Annotated in this window: 17 protein-coding genes; 8 read left to right on the top strand and 9 right to left on the bottom strand. The window is 68.3% G+C overall.

What is annotated here, in order from left to right:
• Positions 1 to 3: 3 nt before the first annotated feature.
• From FBY35_RS14270 to FBY35_RS14255, 4 genes are all read right to left on the bottom strand, one after another.
• Positions 4 to 1,743, bottom strand: coding sequence for an RNase A-like domain-containing protein (locus FBY35_RS14270; RefSeq protein ID WP_160159268.1), 1,740 nt, complete (start codon positions 1,741 to 1,743; stop codon positions 4 to 6).
• A complete protein-coding gene (locus tag FBY35_RS14265) occupies positions 1,743 to 2,042 on the bottom strand; it encodes a WXG100 family type VII secretion target (RefSeq protein WP_142214168.1) in 300 nt (99 codons plus the stop codon). Before FBY35_RS14265 ends, FBY35_RS14270 begins: the two co-directional genes overlap by 1 nt.
• A 29-nt stretch (positions 2,043 to 2,071) precedes the next feature.
• Positions 2,072 to 2,461, bottom strand: a complete 390-nt coding sequence (locus FBY35_RS14260) for a WXG100 family type VII secretion target (protein ID WP_142214167.1) — start codon at positions 2,459 to 2,461, stop codon at positions 2,072 to 2,074.
• A gap of 83 nt (positions 2,462 to 2,544) precedes the next feature.
• Positions 2,545 to 3,732 (bottom strand): class I SAM-dependent methyltransferase, encoded by a 1,188-nt coding sequence (locus FBY35_RS14255; RefSeq protein ID WP_142215069.1) that lies wholly within the window; start codon positions 3,730 to 3,732, stop codon positions 2,545 to 2,547.
• A 130-nt stretch (positions 3,733 to 3,862) separates the two neighbouring features.
• On the opposite strand from FBY35_RS14255, the gene FBY35_RS14250 reads away from it, so the two are divergent.
• The 4 genes from FBY35_RS14250 to groL all read left to right on the top strand — a co-directional run bounded on the left by FBY35_RS14250 (position 3,863) and on the right by groL (position 7,669).
• The gene (locus FBY35_RS14250; RefSeq protein ID WP_260848615.1) at positions 3,863 to 4,729 is read left to right on the top strand and encodes a polysaccharide deacetylase family protein; all 867 of its coding nucleotides are present in this window, start codon (positions 3,863 to 3,865) and stop codon (positions 4,727 to 4,729) included.
• Positions 4,726 to 5,379, top strand: coding sequence for a hypothetical protein (locus FBY35_RS14245; RefSeq protein WP_142214166.1), 654 nt, complete (start codon positions 4,726 to 4,728; stop codon positions 5,377 to 5,379). The genes FBY35_RS14250 and FBY35_RS14245 overlap by 4 nt, the downstream gene beginning before the upstream one ends.
• A gap of 258 nt (positions 5,380 to 5,637) precedes the next feature.
• Positions 5,638 to 5,946, top strand: a complete 309-nt coding sequence (gene groES / locus FBY35_RS14240) for a co-chaperone GroES (RefSeq protein WP_119103562.1) — start codon at positions 5,638 to 5,640, stop codon at positions 5,944 to 5,946.
• A 94-nt stretch (positions 5,947 to 6,040) separates the two neighbouring features.
• Positions 6,041 to 7,669, top strand: coding sequence for a chaperonin GroEL (groL, locus tag FBY35_RS14235; protein WP_142214165.1), 1,629 nt, complete (start codon positions 6,041 to 6,043; stop codon positions 7,667 to 7,669).
• Between the two features lie 98 nt (positions 7,670 to 7,767).
• On the opposite strand, the gene FBY35_RS14230 is transcribed toward groL, so the two are convergent.
• The 4 genes from FBY35_RS14230 to FBY35_RS14215 form a co-directional block, all read right to left on the bottom strand.
• Complete coding sequence (locus FBY35_RS14230) at positions 7,768 to 8,463, bottom strand: ester cyclase (protein WP_142214164.1); 696 nt, start codon at positions 8,461 to 8,463, stop codon at positions 7,768 to 7,770.
• A gap of 68 nt (positions 8,464 to 8,531) precedes the next feature.
• Positions 8,532 to 9,554: a hydroxyacid dehydrogenase gene (locus tag FBY35_RS14225; RefSeq protein WP_142214163.1), complete on the bottom strand. Its 1,023-nt coding sequence runs from the start codon at positions 9,552 to 9,554 to the stop codon at positions 8,532 to 8,534.
• A 178-nt stretch (positions 9,555 to 9,732) separates the two neighbouring features.
• Positions 9,733 to 10,506 carry an SDR family oxidoreductase gene (locus FBY35_RS14220; protein ID WP_142214162.1) on the bottom strand — a complete coding sequence of 258 codons (774 nt, stop codon included), beginning with the start codon at positions 10,504 to 10,506 and terminating at the stop codon, positions 9,733 to 9,735.
• 74 nt (positions 10,507 to 10,580) lie between these two features.
• A complete protein-coding gene (locus FBY35_RS14215) occupies positions 10,581 to 11,249 on the bottom strand; it encodes an MOSC domain-containing protein (RefSeq protein ID WP_142214161.1) in 669 nt (222 codons plus the stop codon).
• A 79-nt stretch (positions 11,250 to 11,328) separates the two neighbouring features.
• On the opposite strand from FBY35_RS14215, the gene FBY35_RS14210 reads away from it, so the two are divergent.
• A complete protein-coding gene (locus FBY35_RS14210) occupies positions 11,329 to 12,219 on the top strand; it encodes a LysR family transcriptional regulator (protein WP_142214160.1) in 891 nt (296 codons plus the stop codon).
• Between the two features lie 75 nt (positions 12,220 to 12,294).
• On the opposite strand, the gene FBY35_RS14205 is transcribed toward FBY35_RS14210, so the two are convergent.
• On the bottom strand, positions 12,295 to 12,618 hold the full coding sequence (locus tag FBY35_RS14205; RefSeq protein ID WP_142214159.1) for a WhiB family transcriptional regulator: 324 nt from the start codon (positions 12,616 to 12,618) through the stop codon (positions 12,295 to 12,297).
• A 465-nt stretch (positions 12,619 to 13,083) separates the two neighbouring features.
• On the opposite strand from FBY35_RS14205, the gene FBY35_RS14200 reads away from it, so the two are divergent.
• The 3 genes from FBY35_RS14200 to guaB all read left to right on the top strand — a co-directional run bounded on the left by FBY35_RS14200 (position 13,084) and on the right by guaB (position 16,493).
• Entirely contained in the window at positions 13,084 to 13,695 is a 612-nt protein-coding gene (locus tag FBY35_RS14200) for a response regulator transcription factor (RefSeq protein ID WP_003948568.1), read from the top strand.
• Positions 13,696 to 14,245: 550 nt separating this feature from the next.
• Positions 14,246 to 14,821, top strand: a complete 576-nt coding sequence (locus FBY35_RS14195) for a sigma-70 family RNA polymerase sigma factor (protein WP_142214158.1) — start codon at positions 14,246 to 14,248, stop codon at positions 14,819 to 14,821.
• Positions 14,822 to 14,993: 172 nt separating this feature from the next.
• Positions 14,994 to 16,493: an IMP dehydrogenase gene (gene guaB, locus FBY35_RS14190; protein WP_142214157.1), complete on the top strand. Its 1,500-nt coding sequence runs from the start codon at positions 14,994 to 14,996 to the stop codon at positions 16,491 to 16,493.
• The last annotated feature ends 95 nt before the right edge of the window (positions 16,494 to 16,588 follow it).

Here is a 16,588-nt window from a genome sequence, read left to right as displayed (position 1 = left end):
TTCTCATGGGCCCTTGTGCGGCATGGCGGTGAGCACGATGAAGGGCGGCTCAAGGCCCTCCTTGTAGATCAGACGCACCTGGACCCAGCTCTTGGTCTCGACCTTGGCGTTCATGCCGTTTGCAGCATAGTCGTCGCGCGAGACGCTGGTACCGGTGGTCTGACCGGGGAATTCCAGATAGACCGGCGGCTGGATCTCCGACCTGTTCGGATCGTAGTTGGGATTGTTCTGCTGCCTCTTCTTGACGCCGTCGATCCAGTCAGCGATCCGGTTTTCGTTGGCGTCATTCTGGAGGGCAGCCTGGGTGAACCGCTGGGCAGAGGCCAGGTCCTTGAAGGTTGAGGCGGCTGGCGCGCCCGGCTGGTCCCGCAGCCGCATTCTCAGCTGGTCGTCGGTCAGACCGACGTGCTTGTCGATGGGGTGGCTGTCATAAAGCCCCTCCTGGTTCGCCAGGTCCATCGGGTAGTAGATGTGATCGGGGTCCTGGCCGGGAACAGTGAAGTGATGCTTCCTCTTGAAGTCGTTCAGCGCGCGGGCGCCGAACGCCTGCGCGCGCGCATCCTCCGCCTGAAAGGTCGGTGCGGCGCGGAACGCCTCGTCCAGCGGCGGTATCAGCGCATTGAGCTTGGGCACCAGGGCGTTGACCCGGGTGTTGTACGCCTCGACCACGGCGTTCAGCGCGGGTGTGTCGATGTTGAGCGTGATCTCCACACTGAGCTCGGCCGCGCCAGTGGCGACGCCCTTCATGAAACGCCCGATGTTCTTGACGGCGCTCTTGGCGCCTTCCTTGACGTCGTCCATGTCGAGGCCGTCGCTGAGGTCGATCTTGCCGACCGCCTCGCGTACTGCCTCCATGTAGATGTCCCAGACCTTGCCGTTCAGATCGACAGCCGCCTGCGCGAACTCGTACAGCTGGTCGCTGACCTCTTTGGCCGTGTCGAACAGCACGGTCATCACGGGGTGGGTGGCACCCGTCGAGGCCGAGGAGGCAGTGTCGTGCTTCCACTCGTACCCGGCGGTGGATGTTCCCCAGGCCGTCGTGCCCCACAGCGAACTGCAGAACTGCCGCATGGCGTCGTGCCATTCGCTGTTGCTCTGTTGGGTGATGCTGCTGACCAGTCCGGTCAGCCCGCTCTCGGTGATCGAGAGCGACATGTTCATGTTGCGCCATGCCTTGGACAGATCGTTGAGGTAGTGCTGCTGGGGGTACGGGTAGACATCCGCGACCTTGCCCCACCTGAAGGCGTCCTTGAGTACCGGCCGGATAAGGTCCCATACGATCTCTGGGATGCACTCCAGGATGCTGCGCAGCCAGCCGTCGCCCCCGTCGTCATCACCCCACTTCAGATCGGTGACCGCGCCGTAGCTGGGTGCCTTGTCGATGACGTTCGGCACGGGCTGGACGACGGGCTGCTTCTTGCCGGAAGGGTCGGCTGCGGCCTCGGCCTTCGAGTAGTTGTTGGCTGTGGTGGTGAAGCCGACGGCGGCACCGCCAATGCTCTCCACGCTCCTGGCCCAGACGTCGAGGAAGCGGTTGCCGACTTTGACGTAGGCGGATGCGAACGCCTGGGCAGCCGTCCCGTACCCGCCTGCGTCGGGGTGCTTCTGCAGATCCGTGAGCAGGGTTTTCGCGGCCTGGTTGTGCAGCGGCTGCTGGCTCGCGAACCCGCCGGAAACACGGTGCAGATCGGATGGCTTGACGTCGATGGTGCCGTTCTGTGACGGCGGGGGAGGCGTACCCATCAGGCGCCGCCCCAGCCGCGCAGCACGGCGCGGTGGGCCGCCGCGTAGTTGGCGTGGCCGGTGGTGACGACCTCATGGAGCCAGGCCTGGGTGGCCTGGAGGTCCTCCATCTGCTTGTCCCACTGGTCGAGTTCCTCGACGAAGGCCTCGCGCGCATCGCCCTTCCAGGTCAGTACGACCTTTTCCGTACGGTTGTAGAGGGTTTCGAGCCGTTGGTTGAGCTGCTTGAGTATGTCCTCCAGCTCGCCCGCGGCCTCCCGGAGCGTCGCGAAGTTCACGCCTATGTAGTCGTCTGCCATGAGTGAATCCCCCGTGTGTGTAACGACCCTCAGATGTCGAGTATTCGGCTGGTGGGCGCAAGGGGGGCTGTTCCATCGGAGAGCTTCTCCGCCTCGTGCTCCACATCCACCTGGCTCTGCGCCTTGCGCATCCGCCGGAGGTTGTCGAGTTCCTGCTGGCTGAAGCCGTCCCGGCCCGCCCGCATGGCTTCCTCGAGGACGACGAGGATCTCCCGGATCCGTACGGCGTCCTCCGCCGCTCCTCGGTGCAGCGCCCGATATCCCTTGGCCGCCTCGCCCTTCCAGCCCGCCTCGATACGGTCGACGATCGCGTCCATCCGGCGCACCTGGCTGTCGAGATGGCGCTGCATGTCGTCGAGATCCCCGGCGAGTCGGGTCAGGTCGTCGTCCGAGACGTCGAGATCGGCTTGATCCACCATGGCTCCCCCTCCGTGTGGCCAGAAAGGAGCCTAACAACCGGCCCTGACAGCAGAGTAGTTGCACGATGCGGAGGTGACCTGGATTACGCAGGCCGGCCGATCAGCATCGTCGGCGCCCCCGCCACCCGCGTCAGGAACACCGTCGCCGCGTTCGGCCCGTGCGGCTTCACCTTGCGGCGCAGCTCCTCCGGTTCCACCGCCGAGCCGCGTTTCTTCACCGTCAGTACGCCGACGCCGCGTTCACGCAGCAGCGCCTTCAACTTCTTCAGATTGAAGTGGAGTACATCGGTGATCTCGTACGCGGTCGCGTACGGCGTCGGGCGGAGCTCGTCAGCCGTGATGTACGCGATCGTCTCGTCGATCAGTCCGCCGTCCAGCTGCTCGGCCGCCTCGGCGACCAGATGCGCACGGATGACCGCGCCGTCCGGCTCGTACAGATAGCGGCCGACCTTCCTCACCCCGGGGTCGGGAAGGCCGCGGCCGGTGAGGGAGTGCGGGCCCGGCAGCAGGGTCGCGCCGAGTGTGGAGGGCCGGGTGCCGAACCAGAGCACCGCCTCCTTCACGTCGCCGCCGTCCGAGATCCACTCCGCCTCGGCGTCCTCGGGGATCGCCTCGTGCGGAATGCCGGGGGCGATCTTGAGGGCCGCGAGCGGGCGGGTGCGGGCCGTGGCGATCGCCCAGGACAGGGGTGGGGAGTAGGCCTCGGGGTCGAAGATCCTTCCCCTGCCGCCCCGCCGCCCCGGGTCCACGAACACCGCGTCGTACGGCGCCGTGTCGATCTCCGTGACATCGGCGCACCGGACCTCGATCAGCTCGGCCAGCCCCAGCGCCCGGGCGTTCGCCCGTACGACCTGCGCCGTCAGCGGGTCGCGGTCCACTGCCAGTACGGAGATGCCCTCGCGGGCGAGCGCGATGGCGTCGCCGCCGATTCCGCTGCACAGGTCCGCCACGCTGCGCACGCCGAGAGAGGCGAAGCGCCCGGCGCGGTACGAGGCGACGGAGCGGCGGGTCGCCTGCTCGACGCCGTTCGGTGTGAAGAACATCCGCCGTGCGTCCTCGGGCCCGAACTTCGCTGCCGCGCGCTGCCGCAGCCGCGCCTGCCCGAGTGCCGCCGAGACCAGGTCCGCCGGGTGCTCGCGGCGCAGTCGGGTGGCCGTGGCCAGCTCCGTCGCCGGGTCGTAGTCGACCAGGGCGCCGAGCAGGGCCCGTCCCTCCTCGGTGAGCAGTGCGGCGAAGGAGGCGAGGGGATCGAGGTCGTTCACGCGGCCCATTGTGGGCCAGGCGGGGGATGGTGCGCCTGCGGCGGCGGTGTCGGCCGGGCCGTACGGATTCCTGATGACAGGATTCAGCGCCATGCAGCCAGTACGACAAGACGAATATAAGGATTCAAAGAGGGTCAGAATGGCCCTCGTCGTGCTCCTTGTCGCCGTTATCGGCTCCGGATGTGTGGCCGGGTCGGCCGAGGACTCCGACGGCTCACGACCCGCCCCCGGTCAGCAGGCCAAGCAGCACGGCGCGCTCTCGGCGTACGTGGAGAAGGTGAAGCGCGCCCAGGCTGCACGTGCCGTCGCCGCCAAGAGGTGGGGCCTGGCCAAGACGCCGCTCGCCGCTCCCCGGCCGCCCGCCGTCAAGCCGAAGATCACCACCCGCAAGGGCTTCGAGGTCGAGGGAGGCGAGTCCTTGCCACCGGTCTTCACGACCGTGCCGGTGAAGGAGAAGATTGTCTTCCTGACCATCGACGACGGCGCCGAGAAGGACCCCGCCTTTCTGCGGATGATGAGCGATCTTCAGATCCCGTACAGCGCCTTCCTCAGCGACTACCTGATCAGCGACAACTACGGCTACTTCAAGCAGATGCAGGACCGAGGCGTCTCGCTGCACAATCACACCCTCAACCACCCCTATCTGCGCGGCCTTTCGTACGCCGAGCAGAAGCACGAGATCTGCGACCAGCAGACCAAACTCGAGAAGCGGTACGGCAAGAGGTCCCCGCTCTTCCGCCCGCCGTACGGCAGCTACAACAAGGACACGCTGCGCGTCGCCCAGTCGTGCGGAACCAAGGCCGTGCCCCTGTGGGCGGCCGAGGCGTTTCCCGATCACATGGAGTGGCGGGAGCGGGACCGGGACCTGCACCCCGGCGACATCATCCTCACCCACTTCCGTGGCCACCGGGCGTGGAAGGGCACCATGCCGGACATGATCCGGCGGGTGATGAAGACGGTCAGCGACAAGGGCTACGCCGTGGCCAAGCTGGAGGACTACGTATGAGGGCGGCGCACCGGCTGCTGGCCGGACTGCTGGCGGCCGGTGCGCTTGTCACCGCTGGGTGCGCTCACTCGGTCGACCCGATCGAGCGCCTCGGGCGCAGGGCCGCGCGGCAGGTCACGCCGGGCGCGGATACGCCGGCGGCAGCGGCTCGCAAGCGGTGGGGACTGACCGGACCGCTCGCCCGCGCGCCCGAGCCGCCCGCCCACAGGTTCTCGGCGGCGTATGTCGTGGACCATGTGCCGACCCACGACAAGGTCGTCTTTCTTGCCGTCGACGAGGGCGCGGCGCGTGATCCGCGGTTTGTGCGGATAACGGGCGAACTGAAGCTGCCGGTCAGCCTGTTCCCCGCCGAGGGGCGGCCCGATCTCCCCACGCTCTCCTACGAGGGGCAGCGCGCCGAGATCTGCGGGCAGCGCCGGAGCCGCCTGTTCCACCCGCCGCACGGCGCGTACAACGCCGACACGCTGCGGGCAGCCGCCGACTGCGGGGTCCGCGCGCTGGTGCTCGGCCGGGAGTTCCGCGAGTACGCGCAGGGCGAACGGCTGCGGCCCGGCGACATCGTCCGGGCGGACGCGAGCGCGACGGCGCCGCTGCTGCGCCGTATCCAGGAGCAGGGGTACGCGGTGGCCCGCCTGGAGGACTACATCTGACCCCGCGCCGCAGCCGCGAGGGCGGAACCCTGGCATCCGCGGCGGCGTTGTCCCTACCGGGAGCGAACGGCGGCGCACCGGTGAATTGGCACTCCGCTTGACCGAGTGCTAATCGCAGTCATAGTCTCAGGGCTGGCACTCCCCACTGGAGAGTGCCAACACAGCGACGGGCAGGTCCGGCACCCGCGACGACGGATCCACCTGGTCGCCACCCCAGACAGTTAACCCCGTGAGATCTCCGAAGGGGGAGGTCGGATCGTGACGACCGCCAGCTCCAAGGTTGCCATCAAGCCGCTCGAGGACCGCATTGTGGTCCAGCCGCTCGACGCCGAGCAGACCACGGCCTCTGGCCTGGTCATCCCGGACACCGCGAAGGAGAAGCCCCAGGAGGGCGTCGTCCTTGCCGTGGGCCCGGGCCGCTTCGAGAACGGCGAGCGTCTTCCGCTCGACGTCAAGACCGGCGACGTCGTGCTGTACAGCAAGTACGGCGGCACCGAGGTGAAGTACAGCGGCGAGGAGTACCTCGTCCTCTCGGCTCGCGACGTGCTCGCGATCGTCGAGAAGTAATTCACCCACGTTTTTGATCTGCGCCCCTGGCCCCCGCACTCATGTAGCCGGGTGCCCAGGGGCGCAGTTCGTTTGAGAGGACAGAGAAGCTCCCATGGCGAAGATTCTGAAGTTCGACGAGGACGCCCGTCGCGCCCTCGAGCGCGGCGTCAACAAGCTTGCCGACACGGTCAAGGTGACGATCGGCCCCCGCGGCCGCAATGTCGTCATCGACAAGAAGTTCGGCGCCCCCACCATCACCAACGACGGTGTCACGATCGCCCGCGAGGTCGAGATCGAGGACCCGTACGAGAACCTCGGCGCCCAGCTGGTGAAGGAGGTGGCGACCAAGACCAACGACATCGCGGGTGACGGCACCACCACCGCCACCGTGCTGGCCCAGGCGCTGGTCCGCGAGGGCCTGCGCAATGTCGCCGCCGGCGCTTCCCCGGCCGCCCTGAAGAAGGGCATCGACGCCGCGGTCAAGGCAGTCTGCGACGAGCTGCTGGCGACCGCCCGCCCGATCGACGACAAGGCCGACATCGCCGCTGTCGCCGCGCTCTCCGCGCAGGACCAGCAGGTCGGCGAGCTCATCGCCGAGGCCATGGACAAGGTCGGCAAGGACGGTGTCATCACCGTCGAGGAGTCCAACACCTTCGGTCTGGAGCTCGACTTCACCGAGGGCATGGCCTTCGACAAGGGTTACCTGTCCCCGTACATGGTGACCGACCAGGAGCGTATGGAGGCCGTCCTCGACGACCCGTACATCCTGATCAACCAGGGCAAGATCTCCTCGATCCAGGACCTGCTGCCCCTCCTGGAGAAGGTCATCCAGGCCGGTGGCTCCAAGCCGCTCCTGATCATCGCCGAGGACGTCGAGGGCGAGGCCCTGTCGACCCTGGTCGTGAACAAGATCCGTGGCACCTTCAACGCCGTGGCCGTCAAGGCTCCCGGCTTCGGTGACCGCCGCAAGGCGATGCTCCAGGACATGGCCACCCTCACCGGTGCCACCGTCATCGCCGAGGAGGTCGGCCTCAAGCTCGACCAGGCCGGTCTGGACGTGCTGGGCAGCGCCCGCCGCGTGACGATCTCCAAGGACGACACCACCGTCGTCGACGGTGGCGGTAACCACGAGGACGTCGTCGGCCGCATCAACCAGATCAAGGCCGAGATCGAGTCCACGGACTCCGACTGGGACCGCGAGAAGCTCCAGGAGCGCCTCGCGAAGCTGGCCGGCGGCGTGTGCGTGATCAAGGTCGGCGCCGCCACCGAGGTGGAGCTGAAGGAGAAGAAGCACCGTCTCGAGGACGCCATCTCCGCGACCCGCGCCGCGGTCGAGGAGGGCATCGTCTCCGGTGGTGGCTCCGCGCTCGTCCACGCCGCCAAGGTGCTCGAGGGTGGCCTGGGCAAGGACGGCGACGAGGCCACCGGTGTCGCGGTCGTCCGCCGCGCCGTCGTCGAGCCGCTGCGCTGGATCGCCGAGAACGCCGGTCTCGAGGGCTACGTCATCACCGCCAAGGTGGCGGAGCTGGAGGCCGGCCACGGCTTCAACGCCGCGACGGGTGAGTACGGCGACCTGGTGAAGGCCGGCGTCATCGACCCGGTCAAGGTCACGCGCTCCGCTCTGGAGAACGCCGCGTCCATCGCCTCGCTGCTGCTCACGACCGAGACCCTGGTCGTCGAGAAGCCGGCCGAGGAGGAGTCCGACGCGGGTCACGGGCACGGCCACGGCCACAGCCACTGACGTGTGACGTCGTACGAGGTGAAGGCCCCTGTTCCCGCCACTGGCGGCAACAGGGGCCTTCCCCGTTCTGGTGTGCGTCGTCCGGCGTCCGTGTGGTTTCAGCCGATGGCGCCGAGCTGGCGCATCAGGCCCATGAGGTCCTCGTGCCACCAGCCTTCCTGGATCTTGTCGTTCTTGAACCGGAAGATCGTGGTGCCGGTCATCGTGCATTGCCTGCCCGTGGGTGCGATCCCCATGAATTCGCCCTTGTGGGTGCCGGTCCAGGTCCACAGGGTCACGACGTCGTCGCCCTCGCAGATCTGCCGGTCGAGGTCGAAGGTGAAGTCGAAGGCGGCCCTCCACTGGCTGACATCGCGGCGGATTACGTCGGACCCGACCACGGTTTCCTCTTCCTTGGCGATGTCGTGGTCGGCGTAGTCGGACGCGAACAGCTCGTCGATGGCGTCGAGGTTGCCCCCGACGGCAATCTCGTGGAAGAACCGGCGGGAAGTTGACTGGTTCAACTGCTCGTCGCGGACCACGTCGAGGTCGGTGAAGGTGGGCATCGCGTCGCAGAGCGCCACCATCTCCTGGAAGATCTGGTCGGTCTCGGGAAGCTTGGAGTTGGCCATCGCCTCTTCATACGAAGGAAATTCGACGATCTCGACGAGGTGGGAGCCATCGGTGCGGTCCTTGCCGATCAAGCTGTGCGTTGCGGTCCGCTTGCCCTTGGTCTGTGCGACCCACTTGTCCATGAGCCGGTCCATCTCGTCCAACCGCTCGGTCTTGCAGTCGATTATCTGTACGAATTTCATCGCGTCTCCCGGTTCCACGGTTTGGGTGGGATACGTCCAGTTTAGTGAGATTCAGGGATGGCGCCGGTTCAGGCAGAGAGATCCAGGGTCTCCGGACGCACCGGGTCCGCGAAGGGCAGTCCGGCCGCGAAACGCTCCAGTTCGTCGAGGGCCCGGTCCGCCAGTCGGTGGAGTTCATTGCCCAGGGAGCCCGCGATGTGTGGCGTCAGCAGGACGTTCGGCAGCGTGTACAACGGCGAGTCGGCGGGCGGGACTTCGGGGTCCGTGACGTCGAGTACGGCATGCAGTCGGCCCGACACCAGCTCCGCGAGCAGCGCCTGCTCGTCGATCAGTGAGCCGCGCGCGGTGTTGATCACGGTCGCCCCGTCCGGCAGCAGTGCGAGCCGGCGCGCGTCGAGCATATGGCGGGTGGCCGGGAGCTGCGGGGCGTGGATCGTGACGATGAGGCTGCGGCTGCACAGCTCGTCGAGGCCGGTGGGGACGACGCCCAGCCCGGCTGCCTCGGCGGCGGTGACGTACGGGTCGTAGAGCAGGATCTCCAGATCGTAGGGACGCAGCAGCTCGATGACGCGGCGGCCGATCCTCGATGCTCCGACAATACCCACCGTGCGGCGGTAGTTCCCCGCGCTGTCTAGTTCACGCCACCAGTCGTAGCCGGTGCGCAGTTCCTCGTAGCGCTGCGCCGAGCGCAGAACCTGCTTGCCGGCGAAGAGGATCGCGGCGAGCGCGAACTCGGCGACGGGGAGGGCATTGGCGGCGGCGGCCGAGCTGACCGCGATGCCGCGCTCCCAGCAGGCGTCGGTGATGTGGTGCTTGACGGAGCCCGCAGCGTGCACGACCGCGCGCAGGCGGGGTGCCCGCTCGAGGACTTCGGACGTCAAGGGGGTGGCGCCCCAGCAGGTGAGCAGGACATCGGCCTCGGCGAGCGCGGCGGCGACGGCGGGCGTGGGGGCGGCCAGGTCATGGGCGATCAGCCGCGGATCGGTGCGGGCGAGCGTGGTGAGGCGGTCGCGGTGCCGGTCGGCGAACAGGCGCTCGGCGATGCCTGGGCCCATGGCGAGCAGGACGGCGGGGCGCTGTGCGTGGTCCATGGTGGAACTCGAGCTCCTTGTATGTCGCTTGAGGTCACTTGGCGGGCGGCTCGGCTCCGGGTAAGAGCGCACAACGGCTCGCTTCCGACGCGACTTCGGAGGCATCTGTCGCGACTCACGAGGCCGCCGTCCGCATCCGCGGGCCGGACGGCAGCCGCCACATCCCTGCCATGGGGCCCTACTGCGGACCGTACTTCCGGCCGGTCCTGGACGAAAGCCCGCCGATCAGCCCACGCGGCGCCAGCTTCACCACACCCATCAGCGCCTTGTAGCGCGGGTCCGGAATCGACAGCGACTTGCCGCGTGCCAGATCCGCCAGCGCGGCCGCCGCCAGCTTGTCCGCGTCGAGCCACATCCACCCGGGGATGTTTTCCGTGCCCATTCCGGCGCGCTCATGGAACTCGGTACGTACGAAACCGGGGCAGAGGGCCATCAGCCGCACCCCGGACCCCGCCAGATCCCGTGCGGCGCCCTGCGTGAACTGCACGACCCACGCCTTCGACGCGCCGTAAGTACCGCGCGGCACGAACGCTGCCACCGACGCCACATTCACCACGCCGCCCCGCCCGCGCTCGCGCATCGCCCCGGTCGCCGCCGACGTGAGCCGCAGCACCGCCTCGCAGTGCACCTTGAGCATCGTCAACTCGTCGGCCATGGACACTTCCAGGAAGCGCCCCTTGTTCCCGAAACCGGCGTTGTTGACCAGCAGATCCACCGGATTCCTGCGGTCGGCGAGCCGCTTCTCGACCGCCGAGATGCCCTCGTCCTGCGAAAGATCGGCGGTCAGTACCTCCGCCTCGATGCCGTGCCGGTCGTGCAGTTCGGTGGCCTGCTCCTCCAGCCGCTTGATGTCGCGGGCCACCAGCACCAGGTTGTGTCCGTCGGCCGCGAGCCGCCGCGCGAACGCGGCGCCGATCCCCGCGGTCGCTCCCGTAATCAGTGCAGTCGTCATAGGCGGCACGTTAGTGCCCCGTGTGCGGGCGCGGGGCACGTGTCCACCGGGGCCGCAGCGCCAGGAAACCGGCGCTACGCGTCGTGCTTGGCGACGTACTCCCGCGCGGTCCTCAGCAGTTCGGGGTGGAGCGTGTCGCCGGCCGCGAGCACCTTGGGCAGCAGCGTCCGTTCGGTGGTCTCGGCGCGGAAGGCCATCTCCACCGTCACCTCGTGGTCCGGCCGGTGAAGGATCTCGATCAGGTCGCCCGCGCGGATCCCGCCGGGCTCGACGACCCGCAGATAGGCGCCGGGAGCGCCCTGCTGGGTGAAGCGCTTGACCCAGCCCTTCTCACCCAGCCAGCTTGCGAACGTACGGCACGGAATGCGGCCGCTCGTCACTTCGAGCACCAGCTCGTCGCCGATCCGCCAGCGCTCGCCGATCTTCGCCCCGCTCACGTCGAGCCCGCTCGTGGTGAGGTTCTCCCCGAACGCGCCACTGCCCAGGGGCCGCCCCAACTCCCGCTCCCAGAAGTCGAGATCCTCACGCGCGAACGCGTACACCGCCTGGTCGGTGCCGCCGTGGTGGCGCAGATCGCAGACCGCGTCCCCCGCGACACCGCCGGCGCCCTGGCCCTTGGGACCGGGGTCGCTCACCCGGACGACCCCATCCACCGGCTGTTTGTCGATGCCGGTCGCGCCGCCCGCCGCGTCGGTGTACTCGACGGTCTTCGGCCGGCCCACATTCACGGTCAGAAGCTTCATGGACGACACGCTAACTCCCGCTCCCAAAGGATCCAATCGAAAGGAAGGATCCTCTCCAAGCCACCCTTATATTCAAGGGGTGATCGAAGCCCGTCATCTGAGAGTGCTGCGCGCCGTGGCCGCCACCGGCTCGTTCTCCGCGGCCGCGCGTCGGCTGGGGTGCACCCAGCCGGCGGTCAGCCAGCAGATGAAGGCACTCGAAGCAAGCGCGGGCACCCCGCTGCTGGTCCGTACGGGGCGCGAGATGCGGCTGACCCAGGCGGGTGACGTTCTCGTACGCCACGCCTCCGGCATCCTCGCCGGGCTGACCGCCGCAGAGGAGGAGATCGCCGCCATCGTGGGTCTGCGGGCGGGGCGGGTACGGCTCGTGTCGTTCCCGAGCGGCAGTTCCACGCTCGTACCGGCCGCGCTCGCGGCGCTGCGAGCGGCCCATCCCGGCACCCGGGTCTCGCTCGTCGAGGCGGAGCCGCCGCGTTCGGTTCAGATGCTGCGCGAGGGCGACTGCGATGTGGCGCTCGCCTTCCGGTACGGCTCCGCGGCCGCGGAATGGGACGACCTCGTCGTCCGCCCCCTGCTCGCCGATCGCCTTGTCGGCCTTGTCCCCACGGGCCACCGGCTGGCCGGTGCCGGTTCTGTGACCATCGCCGACCTTGCCGACGAGCCCTGGATCGCGGGCTGCCCCCGCTGTCGCCGGCAGCTCGTCGAGGTCTGTGAGGAGGCCGGATTCACGCCCCGGATCGACTTCGCCACCGATGACTATCCGGCCGTGATCGGCCTGGTGGGCGCGGGTCTGGGCGTGGCGGTGCTGCCCGAACTCGCGATGGAGTCCGTACGGCCCAAGGGTGCACGCACCGTGACCGTGGAGCCTCCCCTGAGGCGCGAGATCGTCGCGCTCACGCTGCCGGACCTGGCTCAGGTGCCGGCGGTCGCCGCCACGCTGCATCAGCTCGCCCTCGCCGCACCCCGCTGACCGGACCACCCCCGCCGGAGCGTCGGACGGGGGTGGTGCAGGAACGTTTCTTCGTCGTTCTCCCAAGCGCGGGCGTCAGCTCCGCGCCGGTCCTCCCAGGCTGGTCGCCGGGATCAGGCGATGTCGCGCACGCCCCATCAGCTCCTCCCGCTCGTCCTCCGTCAGACCGCCCCACACGCCGTACGGCTCCCGCACCGCCAGCGCGTGCGCCGCGCACTCCGCTCGTACCGGGCACCTCATGCAGACCTCTTTCGCCGAGTTCTCGCGCGCACTTCGTGCGGCTCCCCGCTCGCCCTCGGGGTGGAAGAAGAGCGAACTGTCCACCCCGCGGCAGGCTGCGAGGAGCTGCCAGTCCCACAAATCGGCGTTGGGTCCGGGAAGGCGGGAGAAATCTGCCATAGCGCATGTCCCCTTGAAACCGTGCTGAGTGGATACAGGTCAGGTGGCGCACGAGCGGGATACGGTCAGGATCCGGAGCGGGATCCGAGCCATGTCCGGCACCCGTCCGGCACCCGCTGTGCCTCACGACCGTACATCTACTGTCTAAGTAGATGTAAATATGACTCATTGCGAATCTAGCTACAGACACTGCAAAAAGGGAAGAAAAGAAGCTAAATGGGGCATGCCTTCCAGGTGAAAGGCTCATCCACCTGCAGTGCTCTCCTCCGCGCACGGCTCCTCACGTAGAGTGCCGAAGGCGGGAGTCCGACCCGTAACTCTTTCGAGTGACCGTCGTTGAGAGTGCGGAGGCGGTTGAAAGAACAAGCGCTCGGGCACATGTCCGAAAGCGTTCAACCGCACAGGTGACGAAACGTACCCAGCCTGGAGGCTCAAGGTGACGCGCATCAGCTGCGGAGGGCGGCCATGACATCCGTCCTCGTCTGCGACGACTCCCCGCTTGCCCGAGAGGCGCTCCGCCGGGCGGTTGCGACCGTGCCCGGCGTCGAGCGCGTGACGACCGCGGCCAACGGCGAGGAAGTGCTCCGCCGCTGGGGCGCCGACCGCTCGGACCTGATTCTGATGGACGTACGCATGCCCGGACTCGGCGGTGTCGAGACCGTCCGCCGGCTGCTGTCCGCGGACCCGGGCGCCCGGATCATCATGCTCACGGTCGCCGAGGACCTGGACGGTGTCGCGCTCGCGGTCGCCGCCGGTGCCCGCGGCTATCTGCACAAGGACGCGTCGCGGGCCGAACTGCGGGCGACGGTCACCCAGGCGCTCGCCGACCCGACCTGGCGGCTCGCCCCACGACGGCTGCGCTCGGCCGAAATGGGTGCGGCACCCACCCTCACAGCGCGTGAGATCCAGGTCCTCGAAGGCATGAGCCACGGCCGGTCGAACGCCGAGATCGGCCGGGAGCTCTTCCTCTCCGAGGACACCGTGAAGACCCACGCCAGGCGGCTTTTCAAGAAGCTCGGCGCCTCGGACCGGGCGCACGCCGTCGCGCTCGGATTCCGCTGGGGCCTGGTGCGCTAGAGGGTGGCTTTTGGATCAAGCCGGGTCAGCGAGCGGCCCGCCGCGGAGCGGCTGATGTCTCCGCGGTGCGTGCGATTGTCACCGCGGTGCGGGCGATCGCAGGACGGAGGATGGGGGTCCCCCCGCCGAAGGCAGGGGGAGAACCCATGCGGAGCGTCGGCGACTGACGACAACGCGGCGTGGGGGCACCTCCCGTGCCCGAAGGGCTACGGGGGTGGGGCCCCTCCCACGCCGAAGGCTGTGGGGGAGCGTGCCGGGGCACGCGAGCCCGTCACGATCCGAAAGACACTCCCCGCGGCCCGACGGAAGGCCTGTCGCGGGGGCGTGACGAACCCCGCCCGCCGCCGGTGGGCGGGGCGGCGGATGACCGAGGGCATCCGTTTCCCTCGCGATGCCGCATCCTTGAGGGGTGGAGTTCCTCGGGGACAAGTCGGTCGAGCGGGACGGGAGGGCGCAGGAGATGAGTTCCGGCGCACCTGCTCATAACGCTTCGGTGCACAACATTGGACGCAGTGCCACGGACGCTCAGCCGCCAAGGCACGATGGACCGATGCGCGACGACGAGACCACGGTGATCGGTGCACTCGTTCACCGTGCCGTCGAAGGCGATGAGCAGGCTACGCACGATCTCCTGGCATGCGTCCATCCGCTCGCGCTTCGCTATTGCCGCACCCGGCTCAGCCGGCTGCCGGGCGACGCGCGTCATTTCGTCGAGGACCTCGCCCAGGAGGTCTGTGTCGCGGTACTGATGGCACTGCCGCGCTACAAGGACACCGGAAGGCCCTTCGAGGCCTTCGTTTTCGCCATCGCGTCGCACAAGGTCGCCGATCTGCAGCGGGCCGCCATGCGGCATCCGGGATCGACGGCCGTGCCCTCCGACGAGATGCCCGAGCGGCCGGACGACTCCCTCGGTCCCGAGGAGCGCGCACTGCTCAGCGACGACGCCGAGTGGGCGAAGAGGCTCCTGGCCAACCTTCCGGAGAACCAGCGCGAGCTGCTGGTGCTGCGGGTCGCGGTCGGGCTGACCGCCGAGGAGACGGGCCAGATGCTGGGCATGTCTCCCGGCGCGGTACGGGTCGCGCAGCACCGCGCTCTCAGCCGGTTGCGCGCCCTGGCCGAGCAGTGAGCCGACGGTGAGCCGGACATTGACGACAGTGAGCCGGGCATTGAGTCGTACGGCTTCTCACGCACGTATGAACACACAAAGCTGCTCGACGATCTTGATCGTGGAATGAGACGGCTTCCGGGCCCGTTAGCATGGACATCCGCACCGATCAAGGCCATTTGGGGAAGGTGTCATGACCAACGTCGACGGAGTGCCCGATAAATTCGCGACACTCGGGCTGACCTACGACGATGTGCTGCTGTTGCCGGGTGCTTCGGAAGTGCTTCCGAACGCGGTCGACACCTCGTCCCGTGTCTCGAGGAACGTCCGGGTGAACATCCCGCTGCTCTCCGCGGCGATGGACAAGGTCACCGAGTCGCGGATGGCGATCGCCATGGCGCGCCAGGGCGGCGTGGGCGTACTGCACCGCAATCTGTCCATCGAGGACCAGGTCAACCAGGTCGACCTGGTCAAGCGTTCCGAGTCCGGAATGGTCACCGACCCGATCACGGTGCATCCCGATGCCACGCTCGCCGAGGCGGACGCCTTGTGCGCCAAGTTCCGTATCAGCGGAGTGCCGGTCACGGACGCCGCGGGCAAGCTGCTCGGCATCGTCACCAACCGCGACATGGCTTTCGAGACGGTCCGCACGCGCCAGGTGCGCGAGGTCATGACCCCGATGCCGCTGGTCACCGGCAAGGTCGGCATCTCCGGCGTGGACGCCATGGAGCTGCTGCGCCGCCACAAGATCGAGAAGCTTCCGCTGGTCGACGACGCGGGCAGCCTCAAGGGCCTGATCACGGTCAAGGACTTCGTCAAGGCCGAGCAGTATCCCCATGCGGCAAAGGACTCCGAGGGCCGTCTGCTCGTGGGCGCGGCGGTCGGTGCCAGCCCGGAGGCCCTGGAGCGGGCCCAGGCGCTGGCCGGTGCGGGCGTCGACTTCCTCATCGTCGACACCTCGCACGGGCACAACAGCAACGCCCTCAACTGGATGGCGAAGATCAAGTCGAGCGTGGGCGTCGACATCATCGGCGGCAATGTGGCGACCCGTGACGGTGCCCAGGCCCTGATCGACGCCGGTGTGGACGGCGTCAAGGTCGGTGTCGGCCCCGGCTCCATCTGTACGACCCGAGTGGTTGCCGGCATCGGCGTTCCGCAGGTCACGGCGATCTACGAGGCGGCACTGGCCGCGCGGGCGGCGGGCGTTCCGGTCATCGGTGACGGCGGTCTGCAGTACTCCGGCGACATCGGCAAGGCGCTCGCCGCCGGCGCGGACACGGTCATGCTGGGCAGTCTCCTCGCGGGCTGCGAGGAGTCCCCTGGCGAGTTGCTCTTCATCAACGGCAAGCAGTTCAAGTCCTACCGTGGCATGGGCTCGCTCGGCGCCATGCAGTCGCGCGGCCAGGGCCGTTCGTACTCCAAGGACCGCTACTTCCAGGCCGAGGTGGCCTCCGACGACAAGCTCGTCCCCGAGGGCATCGAGGGCCAGGTGCCCTACCGCGGCCCGCTGTCGGCGGTGCTCCACCAGCTGGTCGGCGGTCTGCGCCAGACCATGGGCTACGTCGGGGCGGCCGCCATCGACGAGATGGAGAGCAAGGGCCGCTTCGTGCGGATCACGTCGGCGGGGCTCAAGGAGAGCCACCCGCACGACATCCAGATGACGGTCGAGGCGCCGAACTACAGCAGGAAGTAGTCCACGCGTGCTCAGGGGCGGTCCCGGGGATTCCCGGGACCGCCCCTGACGTGTGCGTCGGGGATACTGGTAGCGCAGACGTAGAGGGAGAGGCC

It is taken from the genome of Streptomyces sp. SLBN-118 (assembly GCF_006715635.1).
Taxonomy (GTDB): domain Bacteria; phylum Actinomycetota; class Actinomycetes; order Streptomycetales; family Streptomycetaceae; genus Streptomyces.
This window is presented reverse-complemented; position numbering and strand designations above follow the sequence as displayed.

What these genes read in the sequence shown, in the direction of transcription:
- FBY35_RS14265 (WP_142214168.1), bottom strand. Translation starts at nt 2,042, where the DNA reads ATGGCAGACGACTACATAGGCGTGAACTTCGCGACGCTCCGGGAGGCC.
- FBY35_RS14225 (WP_142214163.1), bottom strand. Translation starts at nt 9,554, where the DNA reads ATGGACCACGCACAGCGCCCCGCCGTCCTGCTCGCCATGGGCCCAGGC.
- FBY35_RS14260 (WP_142214167.1), bottom strand. Translation starts at nt 2,461, where the DNA reads ATGGTGGATCAAGCCGATCTCGACGTCTCGGACGACGACCTGACCCGA.
- FBY35_RS14205 (WP_142214159.1), bottom strand. Translation starts at nt 12,618, where the DNA reads ATGGCAGATTTCTCCCGCCTTCCCGGACCCAACGCCGATTTGTGGGAC.
- FBY35_RS14195 (WP_142214158.1), top strand. Translation starts at nt 14,246, where the DNA reads ATGCGCGACGACGAGACCACGGTGATCGGTGCACTCGTTCACCGTGCC.
- FBY35_RS14220 (WP_142214162.1), bottom strand. Translation starts at nt 10,506, where the DNA reads ATGACGACTGCACTGATTACGGGAGCGACCGCGGGGATCGGCGCCGCG.
- FBY35_RS14230 (WP_142214164.1), bottom strand. Translation starts at nt 8,463, where the DNA reads ATGAAATTCGTACAGATAATCGACTGCAAGACCGAGCGGTTGGACGAG.
- groL (WP_142214165.1), top strand. Translation starts at nt 6,041, where the DNA reads ATGGCGAAGATTCTGAAGTTCGACGAGGACGCCCGTCGCGCCCTCGAG.
- FBY35_RS14200 (WP_003948568.1), top strand. Translation starts at nt 13,084, where the DNA reads ATGACATCCGTCCTCGTCTGCGACGACTCCCCGCTTGCCCGAGAGGCG.
- FBY35_RS14245 (WP_142214166.1), top strand. Translation starts at nt 4,726, where the DNA reads ATGAGGGCGGCGCACCGGCTGCTGGCCGGACTGCTGGCGGCCGGTGCG.
- FBY35_RS14250 (WP_260848615.1), top strand. Translation starts at nt 3,863, where the DNA reads ATGGCCCTCGTCGTGCTCCTTGTCGCCGTTATCGGCTCCGGATGTGTG.
- FBY35_RS14270 (WP_160159268.1), bottom strand. Translation starts at nt 1,743, where the DNA reads ATGGGTACGCCTCCCCCGCCGTCACAGAACGGCACCATCGACGTCAAG.
- FBY35_RS14255 (WP_142215069.1), bottom strand. Translation starts at nt 3,732, where the DNA reads ATGGGCCGCGTGAACGACCTCGATCCCCTCGCCTCCTTCGCCGCACTG.
- guaB (WP_142214157.1), top strand. Translation starts at nt 14,994, where the DNA reads ATGACCAACGTCGACGGAGTGCCCGATAAATTCGCGACACTCGGGCTG.
- FBY35_RS14215 (WP_142214161.1), bottom strand. Translation starts at nt 11,249, where the DNA reads ATGAAGCTTCTGACCGTGAATGTGGGCCGGCCGAAGACCGTCGAGTAC.